Origin of the sequence: Embleya australiensis (assembly GCF_051903075.1) — a bacterium.
Classification (GTDB): Bacteria; Actinomycetota; Actinomycetes; order Streptomycetales; family Streptomycetaceae; genus Embleya.
The window spans coordinates 5918167-5936162 of sequence record NZ_CP182422.1 but is presented as its reverse complement, the minus strand read 5'-3'; the positions used below and the strand labels follow the sequence as shown (position 1 = coordinate 5936162).

Here is a 17996-nt window from a genome sequence, read left to right as displayed (position 1 = left end):
TCCGGCGGATGCCGGCGGACTACGGCTTGGTGGCCGTGAACAGACCGAACGGCGGGTTCGCCACGAAGTCCGCCCAGTAGCCCTTCGTCGACACGCCCGCGACGTGTCCCGGGGCCAGGTTCGGCCGGCGCCGGATGTCGACCAGACCGGCTCGGGCCATGGCCTCCTCGGTGATACCCGCGGGCCAGAAGAATCCGTCGAAGCCGACCGGCGGTTCGACATCCATTTGGATGTGGATGACCTGGAGGTCCCCGTGCTTTTCCTTCGGGGTGATGGACAGGCCGTAACGCGGGTAGACGGACATCTTCTCGATGTCGATGTCCGGGTTGGAGCACAGCGCCACCATGGTGCCGCCGGACTTGAGGTTCCGGGTGCAGCGCAGAACCATCTCGTAGTACTCCTCGACGTCCTTGGCGTGCACGAACGCCCAGATCGGCGCGACGACGTCGAACTCGCCGAGCACGGGCAGCCGCGCGGCGTCCCAGACGTCGAACGTGATGCCCAGCGGGTCCTTCTCCTCGACCTCCCGGGCACAGTCGATCATGCTCTTCTCGATGTCCACACCGACTACGTGCTCGGCGCCCAGACGCTTGAACAGGCGCGAGTAGTAGCCGGTGCCGCAGGCGACGTCCAGCACCGACTTCCCGGTCAGATCGGGAAGGCCCCCGAGCAGTGTCTCCCGTTCGACGAAGGCGTAAGGAAGGTTCTTCACGCTGTCGTACTGGGTGCTCGAGGCCTGGTACTGCTCGCTGATCCTGTCGAGGTGGACGGTCTTCTGCATCATCCTTGACCTTTCTTGGGAACAGCACGGTTCTTGGGCACAGCACGGTGAACCGACCGGAGTCGGGCCCCCGACCTCCATGGCGCGGAGGAGATCAGGAGAAGATCTTCTGGACCTTCCGGGACACCCATTCGCTCACCGTCACGGTGTCGAAACGATCCACCGCGGACGATTCGGAGAACGGCTGCATGGGCTCGATCGAGGCGTCGTAATTGGGCAGGTAGAAATACGGCATGGTCAGCCGGGAAGTGGTGTCCCCGGGCTCCGGATTGACCACCCGGTGCATCGTCGACACCCAGCGGCCACCGGTCCACAGGGCCATCAGGTCGCCGAGGTTCACCACGAAACTCCCCGGAATGGCGGAGACGTCGCGCCATTCGGTGCCCTGGAGCACCTGGAGTCCCTTGCGGTCGTCCTCCATGTGCAGGACGGTAACGCTGCCGAAGTCGGTGTGCGGGCCCCGGCGCAACTGTCCCGGCAACGGCGGCTCGATTTGCGGCGGGTAATAGTTGACCGCGACCGACGAACCGTGGTGGTCGTGCTTGTCCTCGAAGAAGTCCTCGTCCAATTCCAGGGCCAGGGCCATCAGTCGCATGAGATCCGCGCACAGATCCCCGACCACCCGCATGTATTCCTGCCAGGTGGACCGGAAGTCCGGCGGATTCTTCGGCCAGATGTTCTTGTGGGTCCAACTCGCCCACTCGTCGCCGAGTTGCCCGCGTTCCTGGTCGCTCAACTCGCCGGTGACATGTGCGGCGAAGGTCTCGCACAGGTCCGGCGGCGTCTGCAGATCCAGACTGCGGGCGAGGGTGCCGCCGGCGCGGCGATATCCGGAGACCCCGGGGCGATTCGCGATGAGGTCCTTCTCCTCCTCCGGGAGTTTGAAGAAGGAATTGGTTCGGTCGAACATACGGTCGATGAGTTCCCGGGGCACCCCGTGACCCACGATGATGAAGAACCCGGAACTCGAACACGCATTGCCGATCGCCTTGGCGATGGCTGCCCGCCCGCGAGCCGTGTCCCTGGACGATAGGTCGATGACCGGCACGAAACCGTCGGCCACGGTGACGGTCGACTCGTCACTACCCACGGGATACTTCCTCTCTGACTCAGTGACTCTCCGCCTCTGTGCGTCTTTGGCTTCGATGACTCCGACGCGGCGAATCCTTGACGTTTCCATGATGTTTCGCCGACTTTCCCGAACACTCGGCCGCGATCGGCGCCACGCTTTGACACTAGGCGGGGTCGCCGGTGCCGGCCATGTCCGGCAGCAAAATCTGTCAACTCATCCGGACGCGGCCGAATTTCGCGCTCGATTTCGCGAAAAGCCAACGACAGATGGCCGATCCGCGCGATGAACAACCCCCGCGAGGGAGCGGTTCATCGGCGGATCGGCCGCTGGAAGGAATGGGCCCCTCCTATGCGCTACGCGTCGGTGGCGAACAACTTCTGTATTTTTCGTGACATCCACTGCCCGGCCGTCACCGTGTCGTATCGGTCGATGGCGCGCGTTTCCCGGAAGGGACGCATCGGCTCGATCGGCGCGTCGTGGTTGGGCATGTAGAAGAACGGGATGGTCAGTCGGGACGAGGTGTCCCCGCGCGCCGGGTTGACCACCCGGTGCATCGTCGACACCCAGCGCCCGCCGGTCCACAGGGCCATCAGGTCGCCGATGTTGACGACGAACGTGCCCGGGATCGCCGGGACGTCACGCCACCTCGTCCCGCCCTGGAGCACCTGGAGGCCGCCGCGTTCGTCCTCCTGGTAGAGCACGGTCAGCCCGCCGAAGTCCGTGTGCGGACCCCGGCGCAGCTGACCCGGCAACGGCGGTTCCAGTTGCGGCGGGTAGTAGTTGACCGTGACCGACGAGCCGTGGTGGTCGAACTTGTCCTCGAAGAAGTCCTCGGCCAACCCGAGGGCCAGGGCGAACAGCCGCATGAGGTCCGCGGACAGCTCCCCTATCACCGCCATGTACTCCTGCCAGACCGGCTTGAAGTCGGCGGGTTCCTCGGGCCAGATGTTGGCCAGCGTCCAGGTCGCCCACTGATCGCCGAGCCGACGACGCTCCTCGTCGCCCAACTCGCCCGTGGTGTGCGCGGAGAAGGCTTCGCACAGGTCCGGAGGCGACGTTCGACCGATGCTGCGCGCGGTCGTGCCGCCCATCCGGCGGAAGCCGGATACGCCGGGGCGATTGGCCACCAGGTTCTTCTTCTCGTCCGGCAACGTGAAGAAGCCGTTGGTCGCCGTGTACATGCGATCGACGAGATTCGCCGGGACACGGTGGTTGACGATTATGAAGAACCCGGAATCCTCGCACGCTCCGCCGATGGCGTCGGCGATCGCGGCGCGCCCCCGGGCGCTGTCCCTCGAAGACAAGTCGATGAGCGGCACGTAGCCGTCCACCACGGTGACCGGTGACCGATCACAGTCCATGACCAATCTCCTTCCCAGCCGCTGCTCTCTCGGTATTCCTCAGGAACCCACTTCGACGCTCGGGACCGCCGTCTCCGGCTGGGGGCTCGGCGCCGTCCGCCTGCCGCGGGAGATCAACCCCACGGCGAGCGCACCGACGGCGAGCACACCGAAGGCCACCCAGAGCGCCACCGAATATCCGTGCACGATCCCGGACTTCACCGCGGCCTTACCGTTTCCGTGGTCGTCCAGGTAGGACGAGGTGACACTGGTCTGAATCGAGTTGAACAGCGCCGTACCGAGCGCGGCGCCCACCTGCTGGACCGCGTTGTACGCCGCGGACGCGATTCCCGCCTCGTGCCAACCGACGTCGACCATGGCCAGGTTCGTGGCCACCGCGAGCAGGCAGCCGAGGCCGATCCCGGTGAGGATCTGCGCGGGAACCAGGTACGCCATGAACACGTGCGAACTGTCCGCTTCGAGCTGGGTGAGGATCAACAACCCGGCCGCGGCGGAGAGCAGGCTGAAGACGATCAGGAATCGCGGGGCGACCCGATTGTGCAGCTTCGCGGCGATCAGCATGGAGCCGATGATCGTGCTGACCGCGTTCACGAGCAGCGACATGCCGGTCTTCACCGGCGAATACCCGAGAATCGTCTGCGAGTAGTAGCTCATGAACAGGTAGAAGCCGTAGATCGAAATGAACATCACCCACACCGACACGAAGGCCGCGCCGCGCACCTTGTGCAGGACGATGTGCAGGGGCATCAGCGGGTTCTTCGACTTCGTCTGCACGCCCACGAACAGGGCCAACAGCACGATGCCGCCGAACAGCAGGAGCAGGACCAGCGGGTCGTCCCAGCCGCGCGGCTCGGCCTGGGTGAACGCGTAGACCATCGCGACCAGACCGGTGGTGCTCAGCAGTACGCCGGGCACATCGATGGTGCGCAGGCTGCCGCTGGGTTCGTCGCGCAGGATCAGCGGGACGCCGGCCAGCGCGATCAGGCACATCGGGATGTTGATGTAGAGGCACCAGCGCCAGTCGGCGTATTCGGTGAGCAGACCGCCGGCCACCACGCCGAGGGCCGCGCCGCCCGCGCCGACCGCGGCGAACACGCCGAAGGCCTTGCCGCGTTCGACCGCGTCGGTGAACGTCAGGGTCAACAGCGAGAGCGCCGCCGGGGCGAGCAGTGCGGCGAACAGCCCCTGGGCGGCGCGTGCCCCGACCAGGGTGCCCACGTTCTCGGCGAGGCCGCCGACGGTGGAGGCGATCGCGAAGCCGAGCAGGCCGATCGCGAACGACCTGCGGTGGCCGAGCACGCCGCACACGCGTCCGCCCACGAGCAGTAAGCCGCCGAAGGCCAGCGCGTACGCGGTGATCACCCAGTGTCGGTTGGCGTCCGACATGCCCAGGTCCTGCTGTGCCGAAGGAAGCGCGATGTTCACGATCGTCGCGTCCAAAACGATCATCAGCGTGGCCAGGCTGATTACCGGGAGGGTCCACCATCGCTTGTTCGACTGCGCTGGGGACTCGAAGGCTTCCTGCTGAATGTCCGTCACAACCAACTCGCACTTCGGTCTAGGTACTCGAACATTGGTCTAGTAGTCGACGAGCGTACTACAGCCCGACGCGCGGTAACGCTCCGAATCCGCGCGCCCGACGGCCCGCGCGGCGCCGTCCGGAAGCCCCAACTGCCCCTGAAATCAAGAGGGTTCGCGATCGACACCAATTTTCGAATCGACCCGACGGCAGCGCGGGTCACCCCTTCGCGGGGGAGCCGGTTCGTCCTCGTCGGTGGCGGGCCGTCACCATGGAGAGGCGGTGCGCGGTCGGACCCGACCGCCACCACACCCGGGCCCGCACCCGCGCGAATCGGGGCTTCGGCTTCCGTTTCCCGGGGCGTCGACTCCGGAATGCACGACAGCGGAGCGGAAGCGGGCACGACCCGCAGTGATACGTTGTGCGCACCTTTATCGAGGCGGCCACGTGAATATGGAGGTGAAGGTCATCGTAGATAAAGAGCAGAATTCGGGTAGCCACGCCGGCCGGAGCGTAGGCAATGTCTGGCTGCGCCCCTCGCGCGGAAACAAAAGCGGCGAGCCACCACTCACCCGGGCCCGCATCATTCAGGCGGCCGTCGCCCTGTTGGACGAAGAGGGAATGGAACGGCTGACGATGCGTCGGCTGGCCGAAAAGCTTCAGGTGGGCGCGACCACGCTCTACTGGCACGTGGCGACGAAGGACGACGTCATCGACCTGGCCGTGGACGCGATTTTCGGCGAGGCACCGGTCCCGACCGGCCACACCGCAAGCCCTCGGGACGATATCGCGGCACTGATCAACGATTGGCGCCAGGCCATGTTGCGCCACCCGTGGGCGGCCACGGTGCCCTCGCGACAGCGCCCGCTGATAGGCCCGAATTTCCTGACCTGGATGGAATTCCTGCAATCGGCACTGCTCCGTGCCGGGCTGGCCGAGAACCGACTGAACCCGGCGACCTGGGCACTCTATAACCATGTGATGGGCGCGACCGCCACCCAATCCAGCCTCCAGCTTTCACCGGAGGAGACCCGGATCGGCCAGGAATACCTGGAAAGCCAACGCGACTGCTATCCGACCGTCGCCGCCCACAACTACATCGCCGACACCGACTGGGACCACAGTTTCGCCGTCGGCCTCGAATTCCTACTCGACGGAATGGCAACCCACGTCAACCCCTGACCGCAACCGGCCGGCCCGTCCCTCGGCCGCCCGCGCCCCACCCAGTGCCCCCACCCAAAGGGCACCCTCGCCACGCCCCCGGACATACGACAGGTGCGGACCGAGACAAGTCTCGATCCGCACGTCGTATACAACCTGTGGGCGATGAAGTTCGCCATGTTCCTCGGTGTCCGAGGGGGGACTTGAACCCCCAAGCCCTTTCGGGCACTAGCACCTCAAGCTAGCGCGTCTGCCAATTCCGCCACCCGGACGAGTGGAGTGCGGGGGTTGCGCCCCGCGTGCATGGCAAAGGATAGCAAGGTTCGGGAGAGCTTTGCGACACGGTTACCTGTTGGTTGGTTTGGCCGGATTCGATGGGTGGTTTGTGCCGATCGGGTCGTGGGGTGTGGGTGTGGGCGTGGCGGGTGAACATTCCTGGGAAGCGTGCACAGCGGTGCCGCCGGGCGGCTCGCCGGCGGTGTCGATGGGCGGTATCCATCCCGGGAGGGGAACCCCATGCAGCTCGGCAGGCCGGTGGCGACGGGTGAGGTCGTGGAGCGGACACGACGGGACGAGGGGGTGGTCGGCGCGGCGGCGACCGGGTCCGGGGACGGGCGGGAGCGCGGCGAACGCGTCGTCTCGGCGCCGCCGGCCGAGGTGCCGTCGGCGGCCGGCGGGCGATGATCGGCCGGCGGCGGCTGCCCGAGGAGCGGCCGGGCGTCGCGCCCGTGGGGTACAAGGTCGCCGGGCTGCTGCTGTCGGTGGACGGCGATCGGGCCGCCTTCGCCGGGGTGTCGATCGGGCGGAGCCGGGCGTACGAGGTCGACGCCGAGGCGCACTGCGCGTACGGACGGCGGCACGCCCCGCCGGCGCCGCGCTGCGACTGCGGGTTCTACAGCCTCGCGGACCGGGCGGAGGCGCGCGCCCTGATGTGCGTCACCGAGTATCGGCACGCGGCGCTGCTGCGGGTGGACGTGCTCGGCCGCTACATCCGGTACGAGCGCGGCTTCCGGTCCGGCCGGCAGCGGGTCACCTCGGTGTGGGTGGGCGCGTGCCGGTGTGGCAATCCGGCCGAACTCCTCGTCGACGCCGGCACCGGCGTGGTGGGTCGGCGCGGCCTGGTCGGCAGCTGTACCGGGTGCGCGGTCGGGCGGGTCGGCCTGTCGTTCGGCTCGTACGCGCGCCTGGCCGGCGTGCCGGTGGCCGCCGACGCGAGCCCGTACGTGCCGCGCGGCGAGGACGACCTCGTCCCGCAGCTGGTCGCCGAGGTCACCCTGCTCCAGGCCCGACTCGACCGCTGCCAGGAACAACTCGGCCGGCTGCTCGGGGCGGATCCCGAGTGATCGGGCCCGAGGAGGCGCCCGGCCCCGGCCTGCGCGCGCTGCTCGTGGGCTGGGCGCTGTTCCTCGGCACGGTGGTCCTGGTCGTGGTCGACTGCACCGTCGTGCTCGCCGGCTACTGGAACGCCACGAACGACTGCATGGAGCGTTGGGGCTGCCGGGAGCCGACCGTCGGTCCGGCCGACGGCTCGCTGGTGGCGTTCGGCACGAGTCTGCTCGCACTGCTTCTGGCCACCCTGTCGATGGCGCTGCCGGGATGGACGCCGAGCGCGGTACGGCGGTGGCTGGGCCTGGTGACCGTGGCCGGCCAGGTGATCGGGATCGTGGTGGTGGTCGACGCCACGGGCTGATCGGGAAGCAACCACCCGGCCCGTCTGTTCTCGCTCGTGTGACCGAGACGGTGAACGCGACGAGGACATCGGCCGAGGCGGCTGCCCGGCCCGGGGGCGGGGCTTCGGCCGGGACGGCACGCGCGGCGGTGGACGTCGTGGTGATCGGCGCCGGACAGGCCGGTCTCGCCGCGGCCTACCATCTGCGTCGGTCGGGGCTGTCGTTCGTGGTGCTCGACGCCGACGAGGGGCCGGGCGGGGCGTGGCGGCACCGCTGGCCGACCCTGCGGATGGAGGCCGTACACGGCATCCACGAGCTGCCGGGGATGGCGGTGCCGGACATCGACCCGACCCGGCCCGCGTTCGAGGCGCTGCCGGAGTATTTCGCGGCGTACGAGGCGGCTTTCGAGCTCGCGGTCGTCCGGCCGGTGGTGGTGCGCGCGGTGCGGTCGGGAGTGGGCGGCGAGGGGGCGTCCGGGGGCAAGGCCCGCGAAACCGCCGCCTCCGAGCCCCGCTCCCCCGCCGAGTCACTGACGGTCGAGACCGATCGCGGCGTCTGGACGGCGCGGGCCCTGATCAACGCCACCGGGACCTGGCGGCATCCGTTCATCCCCTACTACCCGGGAGCCGGCGAGTTCCGGGGCCGGCAACTGCACATGGCCGACTATCGCGGCCCGGCCGAGTTCGCCGGGCAGCACGTGGTCGTGGTCGGCGGCGGCACGTCGGCGATCCACGCGCTCGCCGAGATCGCCGAGGTCGGCACCACCACGTGGGTGACCCGACGGCCACCGGTGTTCCGCGAGGGCGACTTCGACGCCGAGGTCGGCCGGGCCGTGGTGGCCCGGGTGGAGGAGCGGGTCCGGGCGGGGCTGCCGCCGGAGAGCGTGGTGAGCGTCACCGGGCTGCCGCCGACCGCCGCCGTGCGGGCCGCGCGCGAGCACGGAGTGCTGACCCGAATGCCGATCTTCGACCGCGTCACCCCGCTCGGCGTGGCCTGGGCCGACGGCACCGAGATCCGTGCCGACGCGATCGTGTGGGCGACCGGATTCCGGGCGGTACTGCGGCACTTGGCGCCGCTGGACCTGCGCGAGCCGGGCGGCGGCATCCGGATGGAGGGCACCCACACCGCGCGCGACCCGCGCATCCACCTTGTGGGGTACGGTCCTTCGGCGAGCACGATCGGCGCCAACCGGGCCGGCCGGGCCGCCGTACACGACCTGAAGGCACTGCTCTCCACCGAGAGCAACGCTCACATCGCGGCCTGACCCGGAGCCGGTCCGCGAGCCCGGGGCACGTGCCGGCACAGGTGCTCGTACACGTATCACCGTACGTGTCGAAGCTCCCGTCGACGTCACCCTCCGCACACACAAAGGATCTTGCGCCGGCGACGCCGATGCGGCATAACAATGATCACGCAACCGGTGGGAGACCAGGTGCCGCAGGATGTGCTGTTCTCGATACCGTTCGAGGCCCCGATCAGTCCGTACCTGGACCACGCCCGAAGCCGCCACCTCGACTGGGTCCGCGAACGCGGGCTGATCCGCACCGAGGACGGCATGCGCGAATACATCGCGTGGGACCTGCCGGAAGCGGTCGGCCGCACCTACCCGCACGCGTCCGCCGACGACCAGTTCCTGTTGATGAACTGGTTCGCGCTGGCCTTCCTGTTCGACGACGACTGCGACACCGGCCCGGGCACCGAGGCATATTCGCGCACCGACGCCAAGCCGAGCCCGGCCGGCGCCGCCGCCCTGCGCGCCCGCTCCCCCGAACGCCCGGACCGCGTCGCGGAGATCGCCCGCGAGTTGATCACCATCCCGTTCCGCGAACCCGGCACCCCGCCCGACCTGGTCTCCCCGATCACGCTGGCCTGGTCCGAGGTGTGGGCGTCGATGTCCGAGGGCACCTCGGTGACCTGGCAGAACCGATTCGCGGCGAATTGGGCAAGATTCCTGGCCGCGCACGCGTCCGAGATGCGGATGAGCGAGTCCCGCGCGGTGCCCGACCTCGACTCCTACCGGGTGATGCGCCGCAACACCGCCGGGATCCCGCACTCGCTCGACGCGATCGAGCGCAGCCGCCGCTTCGAGGTGCCCCCGCAGATCCAGGCGCATCCGCTGATGCGCCGGCTGCGCGAGGCGGCGACCGACACCATCGCGTACATCAACGACATCCAGTCGCCGGGCCGTCGGGGCCGTCGGGTCGCCTCGCACAACCTGGTCGCGGTGCTGCGCGATCGGCTCGACTGCTCGTACGACGTCGCGCTACGCGAGGCGACCCGGATGACCTACGAACAACTCGACACGTTCATGACGCTCCAGGCGTACATGCCGCAGATCTGCGGCGAACTCGGCCTGGGCACCGCCGATCGCATCGCGGTGGAGATGAGCGTCGAGGGCATGCGCAACTGGATCCGCGGCTACTACGACTGGGGCCTGCACTCGGGCCCGTACACCGTGCCGGACGTCGTCCCGGACGAGCCGATGCACGGCCGTGCCGAGGAGTCGGCCGACCCGACGATCGCTCCGCTCCGTAGTCGAACGGCCTGACGCTCCGTCACCAACCGTCAGCGCCGGGCCGGTTGCCCGCACCGCCCGCCCGGGTCACTGCGCCGGACCCGGATCCGCGCTCGCCGCCCGGGCCATCCACCCCTGCGTCTCGATCGAGAAGACGTTCTCGCACCGCTCCACGAACCGAGACTCCTCGACCGGATCCAGCGGCATCCGGGCGACACGATCGTCACGCAACCGCCGCAACTGCTCGGCCGTGCGGGCGAACGAGATCAGGTTCTCCTGATAGCGCATGCCGTACCCGTACAACATCACCGAGGCCGACACGGTGGTCACCACGGGCACCCACGCCCCCGCCCCGGCGCCGCCGCTCGTACCCGCCACCACCGCGAGGGCCATGCCGGAGATCGCCAACACGAACTCGGCGAACTGGATCCGGACCAGCCCGCGCCGCATGCGGATCACCTGCGTGCCGTAGTAGCCGTCCGCCTGGTCGTCGATCCGCTCCCGCACATAGCCGTCCACGTCGTGCACGGGCGGCGGCGGGTGCGCCCCCGGCACCGACTGCGGGAGCAGCGCGAGCAGTTCGGCGGTCGCGTCCTCGAGGGCGGCGCGCCGCGCGGTCAGCGTCGTCCGGCGCTCGGCCTCGGTGCCCGCATAGGGCCGACTCGCCGTCAGATACAGGTAGACCTCGCTTTTGAGCGCCTCGCTGACCGACCTCGTCCGGGTCCACGCCTCGATCCGCTCCGGTTGCAGGCGCAGCGACGTCACCAGCGGCACCAGCCCCACACACAGCGCGCCGACCAGCGACAACACCGTGCCGAGGTCACCCGACGCCTGGGTACCGGCCGTCACCAGGACCGCGCCCGCCACGCCCAGGATCAACCGGACCAGGCGCCAGCGCCGCACCGAGTCCTTGGCCGCCGAGGCCGCGAGCGACCACCGTCGTTGTGCGCGCCAGGTCTGTTCGAGCACCGGATCCGTACCACCGGTCACGCGGGCCTCCAGGGCGGGTTCGGTGCCTCCGCACGCCCGGCCAGCTGCATCGCGCGGCCGTGCGTACGCTTCAACTCCCCTTCGCCGGACCGGGACAGCGGTGCCAGCTCGATCGCCTCGACCGCCACACCGGTGCCGGCCCGGGCGGTGACGAACAGCAGCAGCAGGCGAGGGAAGCACGCCCGCAACTCCCGTACCAGCGCCACGTCCGGCAGGTGCCGGATGACCACCACGATCGGCCCGGTCTCCAAGGCGTGCGCGTCGAGCACGTCGCGGAACCCGGCCTCGCCGGCCAACTCGGGGTCGTCGTAACCGTCGTAGCCGAGATACCCCGCCACCACGTCCCGGATGGCGGCGACCAGGTCCGCCGCCATCCGCGCCCCGGCGGGCACCGTGACCTCCAGGTGCGGCCACGGACGCGGGCGACCGCTGGCGCGCAGCAGGTAGGCCCGCAAGGTACCGTCCCGGGTCGCCGCCAGCACCGCGACCCGCCCGTCGGCGCAGGCCCCCAACTCGCCCAACTGCGCGGCGGCGAGCGCCGGAACCCGGGCGTACACCACACTCAACTCGGCCACCGTGTACGCGGGATCCGGCCGCAGCACCGGCAGCACCTCGCCCAATGCCCGGACCAGCGGGTCCGGTCGCGGTGGCGGCACCGGGACACGCTCGGTCAGCAGCGCCTCGCTCAGCCGCTCGCGCAGCACCTCGCGGTCCAGCGGGCCGCACACCTCCAACACGTCCGCCGCGGCCCGCAGTCGGTCCTCGTAGGCCCCGTCCAGGGCGGCGGTGACCGCGTATCGCGTGGGCGAGGAACGGTCGAGGTGCCACAGCCGGATCTGGTCGAGGTCGGCGCGCAACTTGGCGGGCAGGTGGCCTCCGGTGATCTCGTCGTCGGCCCAGTCGCACATGTCCACCTCGCCGAGGTGGATCGCCTTGAGCGCACTCGTGGGCAGGTCCGCGCGCCGTACGTCCGGCAACTTCAATGCGATGAACCGGTATCGGGCGTCGACCCGCCGCCGGCCGTCCGCGATGCCCGCCTCGTAGCCGACGTTGGCCGACTCCATCGCGTGTCGCGACAGCAGCAGCACGGTGGCCTGACTGCGGTGCAACTCCAGGGCGATCTCCTGCTGCCAGGCGTCGCCGCTGCGCAGGAAGTCCTTGTCGTACACGGCCTCGAAGCCCTCGGCCGCCAGCTGCGCGACCAGCGCCTCGCGCGCGTCCAGGCAGCGGCAGCAGACCGCATCGGGCTTGGCGCGGGTGCTGTGGCTGACGAAGATCCGGGGTCGCGGCGGCGACGCGCCGTACGGATCGGGAAAGTGCCGGATGGTCACGGGCCGCTCGCATACAGCTCGTCGGGGTCGAGCAGGCGGAACCAGCGGTATTCGTACGGATCCAAGGCCAGCATCGTGGGTGATCCGGTACGGATGCCCAGAGTTCGCGGCGTCTCCGCGTCCAGGAGGTCCACCAGGGTGCCCTGCGGCGTGCCGGGCGTGGTCAGCGCGACGGCGCGGCGCGTGTCGCCGAGATTGGCCGCGCAGAGCACGAACTCGTCCTCGTGGCGGCGCTGAAGCACGACGACGTCCTCGTGCAGCGAGGGCAATCGGGTGGCCGTGCCCCGGACGAGCGCCGGCTCGTCGCGATGCGCGCGCAACATCGCGGCCAACCGGGCATTCGTCGGGCCGGGCGGCAGCGTGGCGACAGCGCGAAGTCCGGGCCGGGCGAGCAGGATCGACGCGCACGCCCAGGTGAGCGGCGCGGCGTCCTCCGTCAGGTCGGACAGGGACACGCTCCGGCCCAACGGGCCTTCGTAGGGCGCGATGGAGCGCATGCGGACATCCTCCTCCGAGGGGTCCAGGACCAACGACGCCTGAGCGACCCGTAGCGCCCGACCGCCCTGCGGAGGTGGGCTCCTGGTCATCGCAGGCGGGTATCCGTCGTTCTCGTTCCACCCGGTGGGATCGTGCGGCAGGTCGTGGTCGAGCACGAGGATCCGTCCCGGGTACTCGTCCACCGGTGCGCGGAAGATGCCCAGCAGTTCGCTCGCTCTCGCCGTCGGCGGATCACCCCGCTCCACCAGACTCCACCAGTACCGCGACTGCACGATTCGGATACCGACGGCCCCCGCGGCCAGCAACGCGCGGCAATACCGCAGCACATTCGCCGCTTCGATCTTCCCCCTGACGCGGGCCACATGCTCGGTGGGCACGTCCACCAGCGCCCGCAGCCCCGCCGCGCCGGCCGCGCGCATCCACGCCCACGCCTCGGCGTCGGGCACGCCGTCTCCCGCGGCGATCGACTCGGCCCGGAACGGCAGACACACACAGCCGATCCCGTAGCCACGGATTCGGGCGAAGTCGGCGCCTCCCGGGCCGAGGGGCATCGTCGCGATGAGGGTGTCCGCCGCCGGATCGGTCGCCGGCTCGTCCCTGTGCCGTGGGGTGACCAAGACGGATCGGCCGTCCCCGGTGCGCAGTTCGACCGGACCGCCCCGGCCGACGACGGTGAACGTCGAGTGATCCCCCGGCGATACGCTCATCGGTCGAAACGGCAGCGGCACTTCGTCGGGTGGGTCGATCGGCAGGTCCCCGTCCCACCGCAACAATCGTCCGTCGGCGTCCACCGCCAGCGACGTGTCGCCGACGATCGCGAGCGAGGTGAGGTCGGCCCGAAGGGCTTCCCCCTCGACGGTCTGGGCAGGCCCGGAACTCGGCACGCGCACGAGCCGTGGGCCGGTCTGGGCCAGGACCAACGCACGGCCCGGCGCGCCGCCGGCGATCGCCGTGATGGGTCGTGGCTCGAAGCGCGAGTCGAGCCGGGTGCGCGCGCCCGTGGAGAGGTGAACGATCTCCACCTCGCCGCCGGCGGATGCGATCAGGACATCCTCGTGCCCGTACGCGGCCTGGATCCGGGTGCCGGGCTCGGCGGTCCGGGACAGTTGCATCACCCGGTCGGAGCGTGCGCCCACCGGGGTTGCCCAGACCCCGCGTTCACTCACGACGATCACGCGAAAGCCCACGATCGCCACCTCCCGGATCTCGCCCGGACGCAGTCGACGGGCCCCGGCGAGCGAAGTCTGTTCCACCATGATCACCTCGTCGCCCACCCTGAGCAGCACGATTCCCGACGTACCGTCCAGGCCCGACAATTCGGCGGTCTCCTCCAGCCGCTCGGTCGACCACACCTCGCCGCGGAAGGACCGCAGCAGTTCCGTCCCGCCCTCCGTCGGCCGCACCGCCGCCCGGCGGTTGCCGTCCGCCAGCGCCGCCGTGGCCCCGAACACCGTCTGGGTACGCAGTAGCCGCCTCCGCTCGTTCGGGGGCTTCGGCCCGACCCGACTCGCGGCCAGGTCCGCGAACACCACGATCGGCACGTGCTTCGACTCACCCGCCGCCAACTCCACCGGGTATCCACCGGAATCCCGATCCCCGGGCGGGGCCAGTTCCACCCGCACCCTTTGCCCACCGGGTACTTCGAGCACCCGATCACCGGGCTCCGGCGGTCGACTCAGCGTGAGCCCGTCGTCGTCGAACCGCACCCCCAGCCGCACCCCTCGGCGCACCGCCGCACCGAAACCCGCCGGGGTGCCCGCACTCGTCGGCGGCTCGACATGCAACCGGGCCGCCGCCGAGTCGACCAACGTCCGGGCGAGTGCGCTGGTTTCGAGGACACCCGGCAGCCTCGGCAGGAAGTGCACGAGCCAGCGGGCCAGATCGTCGCCCGTCGTGCCGTCCGGGATCAGCGCGAACCGAAAAGCCGTCAGGTCTGGTTCCACGTCCCGGGCTTCGGCGCCCATCGTCTCCGCCACCGCCAACCTGGTGTACCGCCGTACCAGTTCGGGGGCCTGCTCCTGCATGTGCTCCGTGAGCCGAAGCACGCGCGCCCATCGCTGCGGGTCACGCGCCAGCCGGGTCCGCAACACGGCCGCGACGTCCGGTGCCAGGACCAGCGCGTTCGCGTCGGCCGACTCGACGAGCAGGGAGAACCACAGGTCCGCCTCCAGGCTCGCCGTGCTGTTCGGGACGAACTCGATCCGGGCACGTCGTACGAACGCCGGTGCGGCATGGGGCGCCAGACACAACACCTCGGCCAGCAGCGGCAACGCCGGTTGGCGCTCGGCCACGGCGCGCAGCAACTCCTCGACGCCCAAGGGCTCGTCGGCGGCGTCCGCCCACCCGTCCCGCGCCGGACCGGGCCGGTCCCACCCCGCCGTCACCGCCGCACCTCCCCCCGCACCCGCCGGGTCTCACGTCGGGCCGAGCGGATCGAGGTTCGACGGTCCAGCGGCACCAGCGACACCCGCTGCCGCAACGACCACGGATGTGCCCGCGCCGGGTACGGCGTCACACAGACCACCGGGCAACCGGCCCGGCGCACCGCGTCGATCCAGTCCCCCCACTCGCCGGGGCCCGCCGCCGCGTCCCCGCTGAAGGGCAACCGGCGCAACCCCAGGTCCGAGATCAGCACCACGGGCGTACCCGCCGCCGGCGGCCGGTAGGCCGCACGTTCGCGCCGCCCGACCCACCGCACACCCCGCGCGGGTGTGCCCCAAAACCGCAGCACCTCAACCCGGTCCCGGCCGACCACACCGCCGGCCAACTCACGCAACCAGCGCTGATCGCCCCGAAACGGCGACATGGACTCGCCTGCGTCCAGCAGTAGTTGCACACCCAGGCGGGTGGTCGGCCGGGCCCGCCGGGGAAGTTCGCGCAGGAAGGATCGAGCCGCCACACGCCGCACGAGGGCCCGCTCGTCCACGGAACGACCGACCACATCCGTCGAGCCGACCGCGAACATCACACCCGGCGCCCAACGGCCCACCCACGGCGGCTCCGGAGGGCCGGCGCGATCGTCCGTGCCCGCCTCCAGCAGGCGATCCACCTCGCCGGGCAGCTCCGCCGCCGGCGCTTCCGGCGACTCGGCCGGCTCTTCGGTCGCCTCGCTCGACACGTGGGGGCCGCGCAACACCAACAGCGAGCAACCGGCGTCGGGCAACACCGGCATCGGGACGACCTCTCCCGGAGCCGGCGGCCCGGCCGGTTCGTCGGTCGGCGGCGTCTCGTCGAGGCCGTCGACCGACTCCAACATGTCCACGTCCCCGGCGATGCCGACCATGCGGGCGATCTCGGCCGCCGTGTCCGCGTCGGTCACGTCGAGCGCGACGATCGCCCGAACCAGGTCGCCCAGATGGATCCGCCCCCGTGCGGTGCTCACCCGCGCAGCCTCGCACTCCCTCGGCCCTTGTCCAGGGCGACCTCCAGGACCAGGTCCCAGGTGCGGCTCCCGGGCTCGACGCCGAGTTCGTGGCAGGCGCGGAGGGTGTCCAGGAACTCGGCCGTGCTGGGCCCGGCGGCCCACTCGGACTCGGCGGCGACCTTCAGCAGGTGCTCCGCCACCCGATCCGCCGTCGACTCGTCGTAGCCGGCGCCGAGATGGCCGCGGGCCACCTTCAGCAGGTGCTCCTTGTCCGGGGCTTCCAGCGACAGCACGATGCAGCGGCGGACGAACGGCGCGGGCAACTCCCGTTCGTTGTTGCTGGTGATCACCACCAGCGGCTCGACACCCGGAAGCGCGGTCACCTCCTCGCCGTCCGGTCCGGGGAAGCTCAGCGTGTCGAGCGGTACGAGCAGGCTGTTCGGCAGGTCGGGATCGGCCTTGTCGATCTCGTCGATCAGCACCACGGACCCGGGCGCGGGCCCGGTCTTCCGGCCGGCCCCGGGCACCGCCGCCGGCTTCCCGTCCCGTGCCGGCGGGGTCCGGTACGGATCGAACGCCTTCCACAACACCCCGGACGCACAGTAGGCGCCGATCGTGGGCGCGACCTCGCGGGTCTGGGCGTCGTTGAGCCGGCGCAGCGCGTCGAAGCGCCAGAGCAGGTCCTCGGGTTCGGTCCGCGCGGTGATCACCTCGGTGTGGCACAACCGGCCGAGGTGCCGGGCGACGATCGGCGCCAGCGTGGACTTTCCGGACCCGGGCGGCCCGAACACCAGGAGCGGTCGCCGGGTCGCGAGCGCGACATTCACGGCGAGCACGATCCGCTCGTCGTCGAACACGTATACCCCGTCGTCCGGGACGGCGCCGGCGCCGGCGAACTCCGAGCCGGGCGCGGGAGGAAGCTCGCGGGAGGGGTCGAACGCCATGGCTGTGGGCACCTGTCCAGTGTGCCGTCCGGCCCCGCGCCCGGGTGGGGATTCCGGTACAAGCGGGCCCGTCCGGGCCCGATTCGATCCGGGATCGGTCACCGGTTCGCCCCCATCCGGCGCCGGGCCGGTCGCCGGTCTGACAGGATCCGATGCCGTGCGGAAATCTCCGATCCACCTCGACCCGGACACCTCGGGTGTGCTGCGGCGCGACCGGGTCGTGATAGCGGCAGGGTTCGTCGGCTACGCGGCCGTGCTGGTCTGGCGGGTCGGCGTGCAGGCGGTGTTGCCCGCGCTGCTGGTCTTCGGGTTGCTCGCCGCCGCGCTCGTGGTGTGCGACATCCGGCTGCTCCGGCTGCCCGACGCACTCACCCTGCCCGGATACCCGCTGCTCGCCGCGCTGTTGCTGATCCCCTTCGACGGGGATGCGTACGGGCGGGCGCTGATCGCGATGGCGGCCTGCTACCTCGTGCATCTCGCGCTCGCCCTGGCCGGTGTGGGGGTGGGCCTGGGCGACGCCAAGGCGGCAGGCCTGGTCGGGCTGGTGGTCGGCTGGTCGTCCTGGGCGGCGCTGATCCAGGCGCTGGTGCTCGCGTACGTGGCCGTCGGCCTGTTCGCGGTCGTCCTGGCGGTCACCCGGCGGGCCGGGCGGGGCAGTTCGGTACCGTTCGGGCCGTTCCTGCTTGGCGCGGCGCTGGCGGTCGTACTGGTACATGGTGCATGACGCACCGTCACGAGGTGTCTTCGTCCGGCTCGACGCGCCGCCGGCCGGGGGGCTCGTGCCCGCCCG

At 70.5% G+C, this 17996-nt stretch carries 16 protein-coding genes and 1 tRNA gene; 7 read left to right on the top strand and 10 right to left on the bottom strand.

Annotated elements, in window-relative coordinates:
• Positions 1-19 precede the first annotated feature (19 nt).
• The 4 genes from ACMXN5_RS25715 to ACMXN5_RS25700 form a co-directional block, all read right to left on the bottom strand.
• Positions 20-784: a class I SAM-dependent methyltransferase gene (locus tag ACMXN5_RS25715; protein ID WP_161500628.1), complete on the bottom strand. Its 765-nt coding sequence runs from the start codon at positions 782-784 to the stop codon at positions 20-22.
• 91 nt (positions 785-875) lie between these two features.
• Positions 876-1871: an isopenicillin N synthase family dioxygenase gene (locus tag ACMXN5_RS25710; RefSeq protein WP_379996738.1), complete on the bottom strand. Its 996-nt coding sequence runs from the start codon at positions 1869-1871 to the stop codon at positions 876-878.
• Between the two features lie 335 nt (positions 1872-2206).
• Positions 2207-3214, bottom strand: a complete 1008-nt coding sequence (locus ACMXN5_RS25705; protein ID WP_379996736.1) for an isopenicillin N synthase family dioxygenase — start codon at positions 3212-3214, stop codon at positions 2207-2209.
• Positions 3215-3253: 39 nt separating this feature from the next.
• A complete protein-coding gene (locus ACMXN5_RS25700) occupies positions 3254-4753 on the bottom strand; it encodes an MFS transporter (RefSeq protein ID WP_439677184.1) in 1500 nt (499 codons plus the stop codon).
• A gap of 433 nt (positions 4754-5186) precedes the next feature.
• On the opposite strand from ACMXN5_RS25700, the gene ACMXN5_RS25695 reads away from it, so the two are divergent.
• Positions 5187-5915: a TetR/AcrR family transcriptional regulator gene (locus tag ACMXN5_RS25695; protein ID WP_439678079.1), complete on the top strand. Its 729-nt coding sequence runs from the start codon at positions 5187-5189 to the stop codon at positions 5913-5915.
• 167 nt (positions 5916-6082) lie between these two features.
• Here ACMXN5_RS25695 and ACMXN5_RS25690 read toward each other — a convergent pair.
• A tRNA-Leu gene (locus tag ACMXN5_RS25690) sits at positions 6083-6166 on the bottom strand.
• 244 nt (positions 6167-6410) lie between these two features.
• On the opposite strand from ACMXN5_RS25690, the gene ACMXN5_RS25685 reads away from it, so the two are divergent.
• The 5 genes from ACMXN5_RS25685 (at position 6411) to ACMXN5_RS25665 (ending at position 10112) form a co-directional block, all read left to right on the top strand.
• Positions 6411-6578, top strand: a complete 168-nt coding sequence (locus ACMXN5_RS25685) for a hypothetical protein (RefSeq protein WP_439677183.1) — start codon at positions 6411-6413, stop codon at positions 6576-6578.
• Positions 6575-7237, top strand: coding sequence for a hypothetical protein (locus ACMXN5_RS25680; RefSeq protein ID WP_439677182.1), 663 nt, complete (start codon positions 6575-6577; stop codon positions 7235-7237). The genes ACMXN5_RS25685 and ACMXN5_RS25680 overlap by 4 nt, the downstream gene beginning before the upstream one ends.
• A complete protein-coding gene (locus tag ACMXN5_RS25675) occupies positions 7234-7584 on the top strand; it encodes a hypothetical protein (protein ID WP_439677181.1) in 351 nt (116 codons plus the stop codon). Before ACMXN5_RS25680 ends, ACMXN5_RS25675 begins: the two co-directional genes overlap by 4 nt.
• Positions 7585-7712: 128 nt before the next feature.
• Positions 7713-8828, top strand: a complete 1116-nt coding sequence (locus tag ACMXN5_RS25670; RefSeq protein ID WP_439678077.1) for an FAD-dependent oxidoreductase — start codon at positions 7713-7715, stop codon at positions 8826-8828.
• 168 nt (positions 8829-8996) lie between these two features.
• Entirely contained in the window at positions 8997-10112 is a 1116-nt protein-coding gene (locus ACMXN5_RS25665) for a terpene synthase family protein (protein WP_439677180.1), read from the top strand.
• Positions 10113-10166: 54 nt separating this feature from the next.
• On the opposite strand, the gene ACMXN5_RS25660 is transcribed toward ACMXN5_RS25665, so the two are convergent.
• From ACMXN5_RS25660 to ACMXN5_RS25640, 5 genes are read right to left on the bottom strand one after another with little or no spacing between them, the layout of a single operon-like run.
• Entirely contained in the window at positions 10167-11069 is a 903-nt protein-coding gene (locus ACMXN5_RS25660) for a DUF4231 domain-containing protein (protein ID WP_439677179.1), read from the bottom strand.
• On the bottom strand, positions 11066-12400 hold the full coding sequence (locus ACMXN5_RS25655; protein WP_439677178.1) for a TIR domain-containing protein: 1335 nt from the start codon (positions 12398-12400) through the stop codon (positions 11066-11068). The genes ACMXN5_RS25660 and ACMXN5_RS25655 overlap by 4 nt, the downstream gene beginning before the upstream one ends.
• Positions 12397-15282, bottom strand: coding sequence for a hypothetical protein (locus ACMXN5_RS25650; protein WP_439677177.1), 2886 nt, complete (start codon positions 15280-15282; stop codon positions 12397-12399). The genes ACMXN5_RS25655 and ACMXN5_RS25650 overlap by 4 nt, the downstream gene beginning before the upstream one ends.
• A complete protein-coding gene (locus ACMXN5_RS25645) occupies positions 15279-16280 on the bottom strand; it encodes a hypothetical protein (RefSeq protein ID WP_439677176.1) in 1002 nt (333 codons plus the stop codon). Before ACMXN5_RS25645 ends, ACMXN5_RS25650 begins: the two co-directional genes overlap by 4 nt.
• The gene (locus ACMXN5_RS25640) at positions 16277-17218 is read right to left on the bottom strand and encodes an AAA family ATPase (RefSeq protein ID WP_439677175.1); all 942 of its coding nucleotides are present in this window, start codon (positions 17216-17218) and stop codon (positions 16277-16279) included. The genes ACMXN5_RS25645 and ACMXN5_RS25640 overlap by 4 nt, the downstream gene beginning before the upstream one ends.
• Before the next feature lie 145 nt (positions 17219-17363).
• Between ACMXN5_RS25640 and ACMXN5_RS25635 the strand changes: the two genes are divergently transcribed.
• The gene (locus ACMXN5_RS25635) at positions 17364-17930 is read left to right on the top strand and encodes a prepilin peptidase (protein WP_439677174.1); all 567 of its coding nucleotides are present in this window, start codon (positions 17364-17366) and stop codon (positions 17928-17930) included.
• Positions 17931-17996: the final 66 nt, after the last annotated feature.